At 29.1% G+C, this 13,892-nt stretch carries 14 protein-coding genes; 11 read left to right on the plus strand and 3 right to left on the minus strand.

What is annotated here, in order from left to right; translation table 11 throughout:
• The first annotated feature begins 176 nt into the window (after window positions 1-176).
• The 11 genes from Q0762_RS12570 (at window position 177) to Q0762_RS12620 (ending at window position 11,530) form a co-directional block, all read left to right on the plus strand.
• Window positions 177-1,421: a glycosyltransferase N-terminal domain-containing protein gene (locus Q0762_RS12570; RefSeq protein WP_298767257.1), complete on the plus strand. Its 1,245-nt coding sequence runs from the start codon at window positions 177-179 to the stop codon at window positions 1,419-1,421.
• Window positions 1,422-1,423: 2 nt separating this feature from the next.
• On the plus strand, window positions 1,424-1,978 hold the full coding sequence (locus Q0762_RS12575) for a YeeE/YedE thiosulfate transporter family protein (protein ID WP_298767258.1): 555 nt from the start codon (window positions 1,424-1,426) through the stop codon (window positions 1,976-1,978).
• A gap of 28 nt (window positions 1,979-2,006) precedes the next feature.
• A complete protein-coding gene (locus Q0762_RS12580; protein ID WP_298767259.1) occupies window positions 2,007-2,420 on the plus strand; it encodes a YeeE/YedE thiosulfate transporter family protein in 414 nt (137 codons plus the stop codon).
• Entirely contained in the window at window positions 2,421-3,413 is a 993-nt protein-coding gene (gene moaA, locus Q0762_RS12585) for a GTP 3',8-cyclase MoaA (protein WP_298767260.1), read from the plus strand.
• A 249-nt stretch (window positions 3,414-3,662) separates the two neighbouring features.
• Window positions 3,663-4,199 (plus strand): GRAM domain-containing protein, encoded by a 537-nt coding sequence (locus Q0762_RS12590; RefSeq protein WP_298767261.1) that lies wholly within the window; start codon window positions 3,663-3,665, stop codon window positions 4,197-4,199.
• On the plus strand, window positions 4,196-5,431 hold the full coding sequence (locus Q0762_RS12595; RefSeq protein WP_298767262.1) for a molybdopterin molybdotransferase MoeA: 1,236 nt from the start codon (window positions 4,196-4,198) through the stop codon (window positions 5,429-5,431). Before Q0762_RS12590 ends, Q0762_RS12595 begins: the two co-directional genes overlap by 4 nt.
• 50 nt (window positions 5,432-5,481) lie before the next feature.
• Window positions 5,482-5,838: a four helix bundle protein gene (locus tag Q0762_RS12600; RefSeq protein ID WP_298767263.1), complete on the plus strand. Its 357-nt coding sequence runs from the start codon at window positions 5,482-5,484 to the stop codon at window positions 5,836-5,838.
• A gap of 25 nt (window positions 5,839-5,863) precedes the next feature.
• The gene (gene moaC, locus Q0762_RS12605; protein ID WP_298767264.1) at window positions 5,864-6,337 is read left to right on the plus strand and encodes a cyclic pyranopterin monophosphate synthase MoaC; all 474 of its coding nucleotides are present in this window, start codon (window positions 5,864-5,866) and stop codon (window positions 6,335-6,337) included.
• Window positions 6,338-7,479: 1,142 nt separating this feature from the next.
• Complete coding sequence (locus tag Q0762_RS12610) at window positions 7,480-8,610, plus strand: NTP transferase domain-containing protein (RefSeq protein WP_298767265.1); 1,131 nt, start codon at window positions 7,480-7,482, stop codon at window positions 8,608-8,610.
• 63 nt (window positions 8,611-8,673) lie between these two features.
• A complete protein-coding gene (locus tag Q0762_RS12615) occupies window positions 8,674-9,753 on the plus strand; it encodes a HesA/MoeB/ThiF family protein (RefSeq protein ID WP_298767266.1) in 1,080 nt (359 codons plus the stop codon).
• Between the two features lie 7 nt (window positions 9,754-9,760).
• Window positions 9,761-11,530, plus strand: a complete 1,770-nt coding sequence (locus Q0762_RS12620; protein ID WP_298767267.1) for a DNA mismatch repair protein MutS — start codon at window positions 9,761-9,763, stop codon at window positions 11,528-11,530.
• Here the strand turns inward: Q0762_RS12620 and gldD are convergent.
• From gldD to ssb, 3 genes are read right to left on the minus strand one after another with little or no spacing between them, the layout of a single operon-like run.
• Window positions 11,527-12,093: a gliding motility lipoprotein GldD gene (gldD, locus tag Q0762_RS12625; protein ID WP_298767268.1), complete on the minus strand. Its 567-nt coding sequence runs from the start codon at window positions 12,091-12,093 to the stop codon at window positions 11,527-11,529. The genes Q0762_RS12620 and gldD overlap by 4 nt on opposite strands.
• Window positions 12,086-13,414 (minus strand): gliding motility-associated protein GldE, encoded by a 1,329-nt coding sequence (locus Q0762_RS12630; protein ID WP_298767269.1) that lies wholly within the window; start codon window positions 13,412-13,414, stop codon window positions 12,086-12,088. Before Q0762_RS12630 ends, gldD begins: the two co-directional genes overlap by 8 nt.
• 22 nt (window positions 13,415-13,436) lie before the next feature.
• Window positions 13,437-13,874, minus strand: coding sequence for a single-stranded DNA-binding protein (gene ssb, locus Q0762_RS12635; RefSeq protein ID WP_298767270.1), 438 nt, complete (start codon window positions 13,872-13,874; stop codon window positions 13,437-13,439).
• Window positions 13,875-13,892: the final 18 nt, after the last annotated feature.

Raw genomic sequence — 13,892 nt, forward strand, 5'->3', positions numbered from 1 at the left:
AAGTTTTGACTTATATTTACAATGTATTAATAGATTTAAACTTTTTTTTCGGGGGAATGTAGACGTTTAAAATATTAAAACAAGATAATCATTAAAAAGCTACCATCATTGGTAGCTTTTTTTATTCACAATTATTTCGGCTCATTTCGCTTGTACTTTTTGTATTTTTGTAGCAAATGATTTATGCTTATAATTTTATAGTTTTAATAGCTTCTCTATGCTTGCCTATATTTGCTAAGTTTAGTAAAAAATTACAATTTTTTGTTGCTGGCGGAAAAGATACTTTTACAAAAATAGCTACACTAAAAAATGAGCAAGTAATTTGGTTTCACGCCTCGTCTTTAGGCGAGTTTGAGCAAGCAATACCTTTAATTGAAGCAATTAAAAGTCAAAATATAAAGCATAAAATTTTAGTTACTTTTTTTTCACCTTCTGGTTATCAAATTAGAAAAAACTATCCTTTAGCAGATGTAATTTGTTATTTGCCTTTAGATTCTAAAAAAAATGCGCAAAAGTTTATAGAAATAGTAAATCCTAAAATAGCCATTTTTATAAAATATGAGTTCTGGCCCAATCTTTTGAACGAATTAAAAAAGAAAGAAATTAAAACCATTCTAGTTTCTGGTATTTTAAGAGAAAAGCAACTATTTTTTAAAGGGTATGGAGGTTTTATGAGGAGTGCTTTGCAAGCATTTCATTACTTTTTTGTGCAAGACCAAAACTCTAAAGAATTACTAAATTCCATCAACTTTAAAAATGTTAGCGTTGCAGGAGATACCCGTTTTGACAGAGTTTCTAAAATTTTAGAACAAGAAAACGCTTTAGATTTTATAAACGAATTTAAAGATAATAAATACACAATAGTTGCAGGTAGCACTTGGCAAGAAGATGAAGCGCTGTTAGTGAATTACATAAATAACAAGGCTTTAGAAGACGAAAAATTTATTATTGCACCACATAATATTAAAGCAGATGCAATTTTAGAACTGCAAAAATCCATCAACAAAAAAAATATACTTTATTCTGATGTTATTGAGAATAATGCAAACCTATCTTTAAAAGAAAGCCAAGTATTTATCATAGACACTATAGGAATTTTAACCAAAATTTATGCAGCTGCAGATTTGGCTTATGTTGGTGGAGGTTTAAAAACAGGTTTACACAATATTTTAGAACCCGCAACTTTTGGGATTCCTGTTCTTATAGGAAATCAATACAGTAAGTTTAAAGAAGCTGTAGATTTGGTAAAAATTGGTGGTTGTATTGCTATTAAAAATCAGAAAGAATTTACAGAAAACCTTGTTCATTTAAAAAACGATGAAAATTTTAGAAAATTAACAGGTACTATCAACAGAAAATATATTGAAGATAATTTAGGTGCAACTTCAATAATTATGAATTATTTAAAAGAAAATATTTAATTATGGATTTTATATTACAACCTTGGCCTTGGTTTATTGGCGGCCCATTAATAGCTTTATCGCTATTTTTATATTTTTATTTTGGCCAAAATTTTGGAGCTTCAACAAACTTTGAAACGCTTTGCACCATGGCTGGCGCAGGAAAATTTTCTGATTATTTTAAAAAAGATTGGAAACAAAGAGACTTTGCTTTGTTATTTGTAGTTGGTTTAATTATTGGTGGCTTTATTTCATCAACCTATTTAATTCCTAATCAACATGTAGCTTTAAATCCAAAAACGGTTCAAGAATTAACAGATTTAGGTTTTGCTAATACAGCAAATCAATATTTTCCAGATGAAATTTTTGGTAAAAACGCATTCTCTTTAAAAGGTTTTTTAATATTACTTTTTTCAGGCGTTTTAGTGGGTTTTGGAACACGTTATGCAGGTGGTTGTACTTCAGGACATGCCATTACAGGTTTAAGTAATTTAGAAATACCTTCTTTACTAGCTGTAATTGGCTTTTTTATTGGTGGTATTATAGCTACATGGTTTATAATTCCCATTTTATTTTAAACTCGATTCAATATCAAAAAAACATTACATGAAAAACATCAAATTTTTAATATTAGGAATTTTTTTCGCAATTGTATTAAGCAAATCTCAAGCCATTTCTTGGTACAGATTTTACGAAATGTTTAAATTTCAATCTTTTCATATGTATGGCATTATTGGAGGTGCAGTTGTAATTTCTGCCATAATTATGCAGTTGTTTAAAAATGGTAAGATAAAAGACATTAATGGCAATAAAATAGTACCAAAACCAAAAAAGAAGGGTTTTATAAGTACCATTTTTGGTGGAACCTTATTTGGCTTAGGTTGGGGAATTTCTGGCGCTTGTGCAGCACCTATTTTTGTAATTTTGGGTTTTAAATTAATACCTGCTTTAATTTTATTAATTGGAGCATTATTAGGCGCATTTTTCTATGGATTAATTAGCAAGAAATTACCAAATTAAATGAGTAAATTAATAGACAATTTTGGCAGACAAATGGAGTATGTTAGACTCGCAGTTACAGATCGCTGTAATTTGCGTTGCCAATATTGCATGCCTGCTCATGGAATAAATATTGTACCCAAACAAGAATTACTTACGTTTAAAGAAATGTATCGTTTAATTCGCGTGTTAACAGAATTGGGTGTAAATAAAGTACGTTTAACAGGTGGCGAACCTTTTGTGCGTAAAGATTTTGTGGGTTTTCTAGAAATGTTGTCTTATAACGATTTGTTAGACGCTATTAATATTACCACAAATGGCGCTTTAATTTCTAATCATATTGCTAAAATTGAGCAACTTAAAAAAGTAAAAAACATCAATTTAAGTATAGATAGTTTAAACCGTGAAAAATTTGCGAAAATTACGCGTAGAGATGTATATCCAGAAGTTTATAAAACGTTTGAATTGCTAGAAAAAAGCAGTTTAAATTTAAAGCTAAATGTGGTTGTACAATCTGGTTTTAATACTGATGAGATTGTTGATTTTGTAAGATTAACAAAAGATAAAAATGTAGCTGTTCGTTTTATTGAAGAAATGCCTTTTAACGGAAAAGGACAACGTGAAATGCAAGAAAACTGGACGTTTGCTAAAATTTTAAATGAAGTTAAAACCGAGTTTTCTGTGGATGAAATTCAGTCCGAGAAATCATCAACCTCTAGAAATTATAAAGTAGAAAACCACTTAGGAACTTTCGGAATTATACCTGCATTTACAAGAACTATTTGTAACGATTGTAACAGAATTAGAATAACATCTACAGGTACTTTTAAAAATTGCTTGTTTGATGATGGCGTTTTTAACCTTAGAGATTTTATAAGAAATGGCGCAAGTAATAACGATTTAAAAGAACTTTTTTTATCTTTAGTAAAACAAAAACCAGAAAACGGTTTTATTGCAGAAGCAAATAGAAAAGATGGTGGTGCTTCTGAAAGTATGAGTACAATTGGTGGGTAACATGGATGCATTAAAAAACATTTTTGAAGTTCATGCTCTGGAAGCAGGTGTTTTTATTGTAATACTTTGTAAAATAGTTATAATTATTCAGTTTTTTATCTCTAATAATACAGATGAAAAGAAATCTAAAAAGATAACATTTAAGTCTTTTTTTAAAAACTGGTTATTTTTAATACTTATGCTTTTTTATGGTTTATCACTAATTTTTAGAAACCTATAATTTTTAAATAAAAAACTCAACGAAGTATTATGGAAAAAAAATTTGAAGTAAAACTCAATTGGAAACAAATTACATTATTAAGTGTTTCCGTAACTTTTGGCTATGGTTTTATTCTATATTTATTAGACAATGAGTTAACTCTAAAAAATTTGGTAGCTCAATCATTAATTTACGGTGTTGCCATGACACTTTTTTTTGTTTTCTTGTTTCCTAAACTTATGAACAAGCTTGTTGGGAAAAGGATTGATACTATTAAACCAAGTTTACTAGCAGATGAAGTGCCAGAAAGAGAAATTTTTGCAAATTTATTTAGAGGATTAGAAGGTGTTGGAGGTAAAATATTTTTAACAAATGCTAGATTAATTTTTAAAAGCCACAGTTTAAATATTCAAAAAGGACAAACCAATATCGCTTATCAAGACATAAGCTCTGTGACCAAAAGAAAAACTATGAAATTAATAGATAACGGAATTAAAGTAACCAGCAAAGAAGGCAAAGTGTATTGTTTTGTAGTGAATAATAGAGATGTTGAATTACAAAATATTTTAGATAAGTTAAACTTATGATTTCAGTAAAAGAAGCAGAACATATCATTTTAAACTCAAGCCAAAATTTTGGAGTAGAAGAAGTTCCTTTTTTAAAAGCAGTTGGTAGAATTTTAAAAGAAGAAATTGTTGCAGATAGAGATTTTCCGCCTTTTAACAGAGTTTCTATGGATGGAATTGCAATTGATTTTACAACTTTTAGAAACGGAAAAAAAAGTTTTAAAATAGAAGGAATTCAGCCAGCAGGAAGTGAACAAATTTCAATGCAAAACAAAGAAAATTGTATTGAAGTAATGACAGGTGCAGTTTTACCAGACAACACAAATACGGTTATTAGATATGAAGATGTAACTATAAAAAACGGGATTGCAACAATTACTGTTGATGCAATAAAAAAAAATCAGAATGTACATCCAAAAGGAAAAGATGGTAAAGTTGGCGATGTATTAATTACAGCAAATAAAGTAATTTCTGCAGCAGAAATAGGTGTTTTAGCAACCGTTGGTAAATCAAACGTAAAAGTTGCAAAACTGCCCAAAGTTATCATTATTTCTACAGGAGATGAGTTGGTTGGTGTAGAAGAAATTCCACTAGAACATCAAATTAGAAGAAGTAATGTTTTTACCTTGGTTTCTTTGTTAGAAAAGTTACATATTCCTTCTAAAACTGCACATATTACAGATAATAAATCTGTTTTAAAAACTAAAATAGAAAACTATTTACAAACATATGATGTGCTACTTTTTAGTGGCGCAGTTAGCAAAGGAAAATTCGATTTTTTACCCGGAGTTTTTGAAGAATTAGGTGTAGAAAAATTATTTCATAAAGTTACACAAAGACCAGGAAAACCCTTTTGGTTTGGAAGCGCAACTTCATTAAATACTGATGAAAAAGAGGAGCATCAGAAAGAAAATAGTAACAAAACCATTGTTTTTGGTTTCCCAGGAAATCCAATTTCTACATTTGTAAATTGTTTGGCCTATTTTTATCCGTGGTACTCCAAATCAGTTGGAATAGAAACTAAAGAAGAAACAGCAATTTTAACAGAAAACGTAACGTTTAAACCTAATTTAACCTACTTTTTACAAGTAAAATTAAGCGATAAATTTGGCCATTTATTAGCAACACCCATTACAGGAAATGGATCTGGAGATTTGGCAAGTTTAGTACACGCAGATGCTTTTATAAAGTTACCAGCAACACAAACAGCATTTAAGAAAGGAGAGAATTATCCTGTAATTAGATATCGATAAACAGATAGTTTTAAGTGTTTAATTTTGAGTTTTTAGTTAAAGATTGCGCTATGAAAGAAAGTATTGTTCAAAAAAAGAGTTTCCAATTTTCTCTAAAAATTATTTCCCTTTACAAGCAATTACAACAAGAAAAGGAATTTATAATATCAAATCAAATTTTAAGAAGTGGAACTTCAATTGGAGCCAATATTGAAGAGGCATTAGCAGGACAAAGTAAAAAAGATTTTACAGCAAAAATGTCAATTTCATCAAAAGAGGCAAGAGAAACAAAATATTGGTTAAGATTATTAAAAGAAAGTGAATTAACAAATATAAACGTGAATTCATTAATTTTAGACATTGAAGAGTTAATTAGAATTTTAACTTCCATTGTTAAAACTTCACAGAATAACTTAACTAAAAATTAAACATTTAAAACTAAAAACTATTTAAATGAGCAATTTTACCCACATCAACAAAAAGAACAACCCTAAAATGGTAAATGTTTCTGATAAGAACGTTACCAAAAGAACAGCTATTGCAAAAGCAACTATGTTTTTAGGAAAAGAAGTTGTTTCTAATTTTTCAGAAAATGAACTTAAAACCAAAAAAGGCCCTGTTTTTCAAACTGCAATTATTGCTGGAATTCAAGCCGTAAAAAAAACATCCGATTTAATACCAATGTGCCATCCATTATTAATTAATGGCGTAGATATTGATATAAATATAATAGATTTAGAAAATATAGAAGTATTTTGCAAAGTAACTATAGAAGGGAAAACAGGCGTGGAAATGGAGGCTTTAACAGGTGCAAACATTACGTGTTTAACTATCTATGATATGTGTAAAAGCATCAGTCAAAAAATGGTGATTAAAGAAGTAAAATTAGTAGAAAAAACCGGCGGAAAATCAGATATAAAGAATTGATTTTCCCATACAGTTTTTCATTCTGAAAGAATCTCTGCGTTTTGTTTCATACTCTTGAGTGGGACGCTTACATTTTCCCACACAGTTTGTCATTCTGCAAGAATCTCTGTGTTTTTATTCTTACTCAAGAGTGGGACGCTTACAGCGTGACAAATTTTATTTTTAAGCTTAGATTGAAAAAAACACTGAAGTAAGTTCAGGATAAAATGAAAAAATATTAGAAACGTAAAATTTAGAGAGAAGACAAATGGATAATTTTGTGAAAAATATTTTTCCACACAGTTTGTCATTCTGAAAGAATCTCTGCGTTTTGTTTCTTACTCATGAGTGGGACGCTTACAGCGTGACAACCTTAACGGGTAAAAGTAAGTTGAATAAAAGACAAAGATAATTTTGAGCAAAATATTTGCCCACCCAGTTTGTCATTCTGAAAGAATCTCTGCGCTTTGAATCTTACTCATGAGTGGGACGCTTGCAGCGTGACAACTTTAACGAGTAAAAGTAAATTAAATAAAAAACACTGAAATAAGTTCAGCATAAAATGAAAAAACATCAAAAACACACAAATTTAGAAAGAAGAAAAAAGGATAATTTTGTATAAAATATTTTCCCACACAGTTTGTCATTCTGAAAGAATCTTTGTGTTTTTATTCTTACTCAAGAGTGGGACGCTTACAGTGTGACAAATTTTATGTTTTAGCGTAAATTGAATAAAAAAACACTGAAATAAGTTCAGCATAAAATGAAAAAATATTAGAAACGTAAAATTTAGAGAGCAGAAATAACGATAATTTTGTGTAAAATATTTTCCCATACAATTTGTCATTCTGAAAGAATCTCTGCGTTTTGTTTCTTACTGTTGAGTGAGACGCTTACAGCGTGACAAACTTTATGTTTAAACGTAAATTGAATAAAAAATACTGAAATAAGTTCAGGATAAAATGAAAAAACATCAAAAACACACAAATTTAGAGAGCAGAAATAACGATAATTTTGTGTAAAAATATTTTCCCACCCAGTTTGTCATTCTGAAAGAATCTCTGCGTTTTGTTTCTTACTTTTGAGTGAGACGCTTACAGCGTGACAACCTTAACGAGTAAGAGTAAATTGAATAAAAAATACTGAAACAAGTTCAGCATAAAATGAAAAAACATCAAAAACATACAAATTTAGAAAGACGAGATAACGACAATTTTGCGCCAAATGAAATTGCCATTTTAGGAACAAATTGCAATAATATTTCTAATCTAGTACAAAAAGTATCAGAAAAATTAGCTGACTATAAATTGGCTTATTTTGATGCGTCACACGCAAAAAATATTGAAGAAAATAAATTGTCTGAATATGTTTTTCATCATGATGGAAATTTACAAATAACCACTTCTGGAAACGTAAATAAATTTGAACAACGTTTAAAATTTGCGCAATATGATTATGTTTTTATAAACGGCAATCATTACCAAGGTGCAAAACAAATTTTAATTTTAGATGAAGCTAAAGAAGCATCCGTTTTAAAGAGATTAGACCAATTAGATGCTGTTCAGTTTATTGTAAAATTAAAGTCAGAAACAGCGTTTTTTGATTTTTTGGTTGAAAAATACCCAAACATTAAAAACAAGATTTGCTATACAATTAATGAAGTTGATAAAATTGCAAATCATATACATAATTTAATTCAAGAAAAAATTGCACCAGTAAAGGGATTAGTTTTAGTAGGTGGAAAAAGCACAAGAATGGGAACAGATAAATCTGAACTCAATTATTTTGGTAAGCCTCAAAAAAATCACGTAAAAGAAATATTAGAAAAACAAAATTTACAAACGTTTTATTCCGTTGAAAATGAGTCTCATAAAGTCGATGAAATTTCGGATAAATTTTTAAATTTAGGGCCTTTTGGAGGTATTTGTTCTGCTTTTCAAAAAGATCCAAATTCGGCTTGGTTGGTGTTGGCTACAGATGTTCCTTTTGTAGATGATAAAATTATTCAGCAATTATTAAAATGCAGAAATCCCAGTAAAGCAGCCACAGCAATTAAAGGAAAAAGTAAAGAATTTGTTGAACCTTTAATTACGATTTATGAGCCAAAAGCGTATCCAATTTTGCTACAATATTTAGCACAAGGTTATTCTTGTCCGCGTAAAATGTTAATTAATACTGATGTTGAAATTTTAGAAATTGAAGATGATTTTATTAGGAATGTGAATACTCCAGAAGAGTTTGCAGCTGCAAAAGAAGTTTTAAAATCGTCATTACGAGGAAGAATGACGAAGTAATCTGCTAATTTAATTATAGAATCTTAATGAGGAGATTGCTTCGTTCCTCGCAATGACAATAAAATGAAAAATAGTAAAACCCAACTTTTTAAACGCCAAATAACTTTACAAGAAATTGGAGCAGTTGGGCAACAAAAACTACAAAACGCTTCTGTTTTAGTGGTTGGCTGTGGTGGTTTAGGAAGTCCTATTGCAGTGTATTTAGCTGCAAGCGGTATTGGAAAAATACATTTGGTAGATTTTGATACGGTAGATATTACCAATCTTCACAGACAAGTTTTTTATTCTCTAGAAGATATTGGGAAACCAAAAGCAGCAGTTTTAACCAACTTTATAAAAAAAAGAGCGCCTTTTACAGAAGTTAATTTTACCAACAAACCCATTACAAAAGAAAATGTTTTTGAGTTGATGGAAAACGTGGATATTGTAGTAGATGGAACAGATTCTTTACCCACAAAATATTTGTTAAACGACGCTTGTGTTATCAAAAATAAACCTTTAGTATATGGTTCTTTATATAAGTTTGATGGGTATGTAGCTACTTTTAATGTGTTGCAGAAAGACGGAAATTACACTGCAAATTTAAGAGATGCTTTTCCAGAAATGGCAACAGATATTCCCAATTGTGAAGAAGCAGGAACGTTAAATGCTATTGTAGGAATAATTGCAACACAACAGGTAAATGAGGTTTTAAAATTAATTACAGGTATTGGAAAACCCTTAATTAATGAGTTATTAATTTATAATTCTTTACAAAATACACAGTTAAAAATGAAGTTAAAATCAACTGTTTTAAAAGAGCAAATTGCCAAATTATTTAAAGTACAAACGTATGTAGATATTGCTTGTGCTAATCAAAACCCTGATTGGCAAATATCATCAGAAAAATTAAAAGGAAGTTTAGGTGATGATAAATTAGAAATTATAGCAGTTTTAGAAAATTTAAAATTGCCTTTTAAAGTTGATAAAACCATTCCTATTCATAAATTTGACGCTGAAAAAATAGAAGTAGATTTTAATAAAACGTATGTTATGGTTTGCCAAAGAGGGCTTAACAGTTACAAAGCAACTTCAAAATTAAAAGCGAAATATCCAGATTTAAAGGTGTTGAATTTAACTGGTGGAATTTCTAGTTATAAATAAAATTTAGATGCAAAATCCATTAGAATTCTATACAAATACAAAGCGCGATTTAGAAAAAAAAGCAGCAGTTTTAAAGCAAAAATCAGTACAATTAAGTGTTTTTAGACTAGGTGTTTTTCTAGTAACTTGTTATTTAATTTACCTTACTTTAGGTAAATATCCAGATGTTTTTATCGTGGCTTTTTTAGGTGTTTTATTATTTGTATTTGTGCTTATAAAACATCAAAATTTACAAAGAAAAAGAGCTATTGTAAAGGCTAAAATTAATAGTAATGATACAGAAATTAGTGTTTTAAATAGAAATTTTCATCATTTAGAAGCCGGAGATGAATTTGTAAATCCTAGACATTTTTATAGCAATGATATAGATTTGTTTGGTAAAGGTTCTTTTTTTCAATACCTAAACAGAACAAAAACTAAAGACGGAAAAGTACTTTTAGCAAGCACCTTAACAGAAAACAAAATAACCGGAATTTTAGAGAAACAAAATGCGTTAAAAGAATTGTCTACAAAACCAATTTGGAGACAACATTTTTCTGCGTTGGCAAGTTTGGTTTCTGTTAAAAATACTTCAAAATCTATTGTAGGTTGGCTCTCTAATTATAGTAGTGTTTTTCCTGCTTATTTGGCAAAAATACAAGTTGGGTTTTCTATTATTTCAATAGCCTTAATTACTTTAGTTGCGCTAAGTTTTCTGAGTTTTAATTATATTTTGTGCTGGTTTTTTATAGGTTTATTTTTTACAGGTAGCTATGTAAAAAAAACTGGTAATTTATATACAGATACAGATAAAATTAGAGATACTTTTAAACAATATCATGTATTGTTAAATGAAATTGAGAACGAAGAGTTTTCATCAATAATACTAAAAGAAAAACAAGAAATTATTAATGCTGAAACTAAAAAAGCTTCAAAAATATTTAAAGAATTTGCTAGAATTTTAGATGCTTTTGATCAAAGAAACAATATTGTAATTGCTGTTTTTGGAAATGGGCTTTTTCTTACTGAAATATATAATGCTTGTAAAGTAGAAAAGTGGATTAATAGCTACAAACATACCGCAGAAAAATGGTTTCAAGTGGTTGCCTTTTTTGATGCACAGAATTCTTTGGCCAATTTCGTTTTTAACAAACCAAAATTTACGTATCCAGAAATTTCATTAGAAAATAATGGCGTAGAAGGTATTTATTTAGGACATCCTTTATTGGATGAAACCAAAAGAATAGATAACAACTTCAACATTAAAAAAGAGGAATTTTTTATTATTACAGGTGCAAATATGGCGGGTAAAAGTACCTTTTTAAGAACGGTTTCTTTATCTATTGTTATGGCAAATTGTGGTTTGCCTGTTTGTGCAGAAAGTTTTAAATATTCGCCAATAAAATTAATTACAAGCATGCGTACTACAGATTCTTTAACAGAAGATGAAAGTTATTTTTACAGTGAATTAAAGCGTTTAAAATTTATTGTTGATGAAATTGCGCAAGAAGATTACTTTATTATTTTAGACGAAATTTTAAAAGGAACCAATAGTAAAGACAAAGCCATTGGCTCTAAAAAGTTTGTAGAAAAATTAACCAAATCTAAATCTACAGGTATTATTGCTACGCATGATGTGAGTTTATGCGAATTAGAAAACGAATTTGCGACCATTAAAAATTATTATTTTGATGCAGAAATCTCTAATAATGAATTGTCTTTTGATTACAGCTTAAAAAACGGAGTTTGCAAAAACATGAATGCTTCTTTTCTGTTACAAAAAATGGAAATTGTTTAATTTTTCCACGCTGTAGTTTCCATCAATTTTAAAACGTCTTCTTTAATATAAGCTACCGCTGGTAAAATGGAATCGTAATTGGGTTTTGCATAAAAATATAAAGAACCTTTTATGAAGTTTTTTGTACTATCTGTAATATGAAATTGCAAATGCGATGCAGCATTTCCAGTAATTTCATACATACTACCAAATACTTGTTTTTGGTAATTGGTAAAATCTTTTGGTACTATTTGTTCGGCTTTTACAGCGTGTTTAAAAACCAGTTTTTCGGCTTCTTTTAAAAGTTCTGTAATATTGTTTTGTACTGGTCTGTATGTAATATCTATAGATGCTTTTAAATTAGGATATTGAATAGAAAGCCAGTTGTTAGTTTTGTCTATAATTTTTGAGTTTTCTAAAACTTTAAAAGTATAAGGTCTTTCCAACTCTAGTTTTTTGTACTTTTTTGATGGATAGGTTAAACTTAAATATCCTTTGGGTTTTGGCAAAACATCATCATTACAAGAAATTGAAATAAATAAAAATGAAAAAATGAAAAAAGGGATGGTGTTTTTTTTACACATTTCTTGTTGCTTTTACTTGTTTAATTCTCTTTTTATCTATGGCTTCTATGGTAAACGTGTAATTTTTAAAGTTTATTTTCTCTCCTTTTTTTGGAAATCTACCAGAGACTTCTAAAATAAAACCTGCCAAAGTTTCGCTTTCTCCTTTTTCTTCTTCAAAAATTGCTTCATCTTCATCATCTAAAACCCTACAAAAATCTTTAATTGTAGTTTTGCCATCAAAAATGTAGTTGTTTTCGTCTATTTTAGAATAGGATAAATCGTCGTCATCAAATTCATCATTAATATCTCCTACAATTTCTTCTATAACATCTTCTAGCGTAACCAAACCACTTGTGCCACCATACTCATCTACAACAATTGCTAAATGATTTTTTATGGCTCTAAAATCGCTTAATAAATCGTCTAACTTTTTGTTTTCAGGCACAAAAAAGGGTTCGCGAATTAGCGTTTGCCATTTGAAATTTTTCTTATTTAAATGCGCTAATAAATCCTTGGCATATAAAACGCCAACAATATGATCTATATTTTCTTTGTAAACGGGATTTCTAGAATAGCCATTTTTTAGAATTTTATCTAAAACTACTTCATAAGTTTCATCAGTAGCAATGGCAAAAATATCTATTCTTGGTTTCATTATTTGCACCGTTTCTGTATTGCCAAAATTTACAATGCCTTGTAATATTTTTTGTTCGCCTTTATTACTTTCGTCTTGTGTGGTTAATTCTAAAGCTTGTGATAAAGTTTCTACAGAAAAATTAGATCCTTTGCTGCCCAATTTTTTTTCTACCCATTTGGTAAGCGTAATTAATGGCAAACTAAAAGGTGTTAAAATAATGTTTACAGTGTGTATAAATTTAGACATTAATTTAGAAAATCGTAACGCATTTCTAGAAGCGTAAACTTTTGGTAAAACTTCTCCAAAAAGTAAAATTAAAAAGGTTACAAGTATTATTTCTATTAAAAAACGCAATGGAATTGTAAAATAGTAGAGGTCTATATTTAAATTAAAATTACCAAAAAGCGTTTTACCTAAAGAGGCAAAAAGTAGTACAATTAAAATATTTATAAAATTATTGGTAATTAGTATGGTTGCCAATAATTTTCTTGGTCTTTCTAACAATGTAACTACAATATTTTCTTGTTTTCCGTTGTTAGAAAGCTCGTTTAAATCGGTTTGTGTTAAAGAAAAAAATGCAATTTCTGAACCAGAAATTAAAGCAGAACAAATTAATAAAATAATTAATACAATTACGTTTAAAGACGTAACAATATCAAAAGCAATTAAGGTAGTAAATAATATTTCGGGATCTGGATCCAAGATAAAGGTTTGGTTTAAAGTATTAAAATGGTAAATCGTCTGTTTCTTCTGGTTCAGGCGTTTTTGTTACGGTTGGTTTAGGAATGTCTTGTGTTGGTGCAATATTAGCAGTATTTTCTGCAGTTCTTTTTGTAGAAAGCATGGTCATTTCTGTTACTTGCACTTCTGTGGCGTAGCGTTTTACACCATCTTGCTCCCATTGTCTGTTTTTTAATTTGCCTTCTACATACACCTTATCTCCTTTAGATAAGTATTTTTCGCAAACTTTTGCCAAACCATTTCTAACCACAATATTATGCCAATCTGTATTTGTTATTTTTTCGCCAGTTTGTTTGTTATTGTAACTTTCTGATGTTGCAATAGGAAAGCGCCCAACACAATTTTGATCATCAAAATAATGCATTTTTACATCATCTCCTAAATTACCAATTAAAATTACTTTATTTATTGTGCCTGCCATAGTTTTGTTTTTTAATTT

The sequence above is a fragment of the uncultured Polaribacter sp. genome (assembly GCF_947495205.1).
Lineage (GTDB): Bacteria > Bacteroidota > Bacteroidia > Flavobacteriales > Flavobacteriaceae > Polaribacter.

Excerpts from the sequence above, each read along its gene's own strand:
- Q0762_RS12580 (WP_298767259.1), top strand. The coding sequence starts at position 2,007 with ATGAAAAACATCAAATTTTTAATATTAGGAATTTTTTTCGCAATTGTA.
- gldD (WP_298767268.1), bottom strand. The coding sequence starts at position 12,093 with ATGTGTAAAAAAAACACCATCCCTTTTTTCATTTTTTCATTTTTATTT.
- Q0762_RS12600 (WP_298767263.1), top strand. The coding sequence starts at position 5,482 with ATGAAAGAAAGTATTGTTCAAAAAAAGAGTTTCCAATTTTCTCTAAAA.
- Q0762_RS12595 (WP_298767262.1), top strand. The coding sequence starts at position 4,196 with ATGATTTCAGTAAAAGAAGCAGAACATATCATTTTAAACTCAAGCCAA.
- Q0762_RS12570 (WP_298767257.1), top strand. The coding sequence starts at position 177 with ATGATTTATGCTTATAATTTTATAGTTTTAATAGCTTCTCTATGCTTG.
- Q0762_RS12615 (WP_298767266.1), top strand. The coding sequence starts at position 8,674 with ATGAAAAATAGTAAAACCCAACTTTTTAAACGCCAAATAACTTTACAA.
- Q0762_RS12620 (WP_298767267.1), top strand. The coding sequence starts at position 9,761 with ATGCAAAATCCATTAGAATTCTATACAAATACAAAGCGCGATTTAGAA.
- moaA (WP_298767260.1), top strand. The coding sequence starts at position 2,421 with ATGAGTAAATTAATAGACAATTTTGGCAGACAAATGGAGTATGTTAGA.
- ssb (WP_298767270.1), bottom strand. The coding sequence starts at position 13,874 with ATGGCAGGCACAATAAATAAAGTAATTTTAATTGGTAATTTAGGAGAT.
- moaC (WP_298767264.1), top strand. The coding sequence starts at position 5,864 with ATGAGCAATTTTACCCACATCAACAAAAAGAACAACCCTAAAATGGTA.
- Q0762_RS12590 (WP_298767261.1), top strand. The coding sequence starts at position 3,663 with ATGGAAAAAAAATTTGAAGTAAAACTCAATTGGAAACAAATTACATTA.
- Q0762_RS12575 (WP_298767258.1), top strand. The coding sequence starts at position 1,424 with ATGGATTTTATATTACAACCTTGGCCTTGGTTTATTGGCGGCCCATTA.
- Q0762_RS12610 (WP_298767265.1), top strand. The coding sequence starts at position 7,480 with ATGAAAAAACATCAAAAACATACAAATTTAGAAAGACGAGATAACGAC.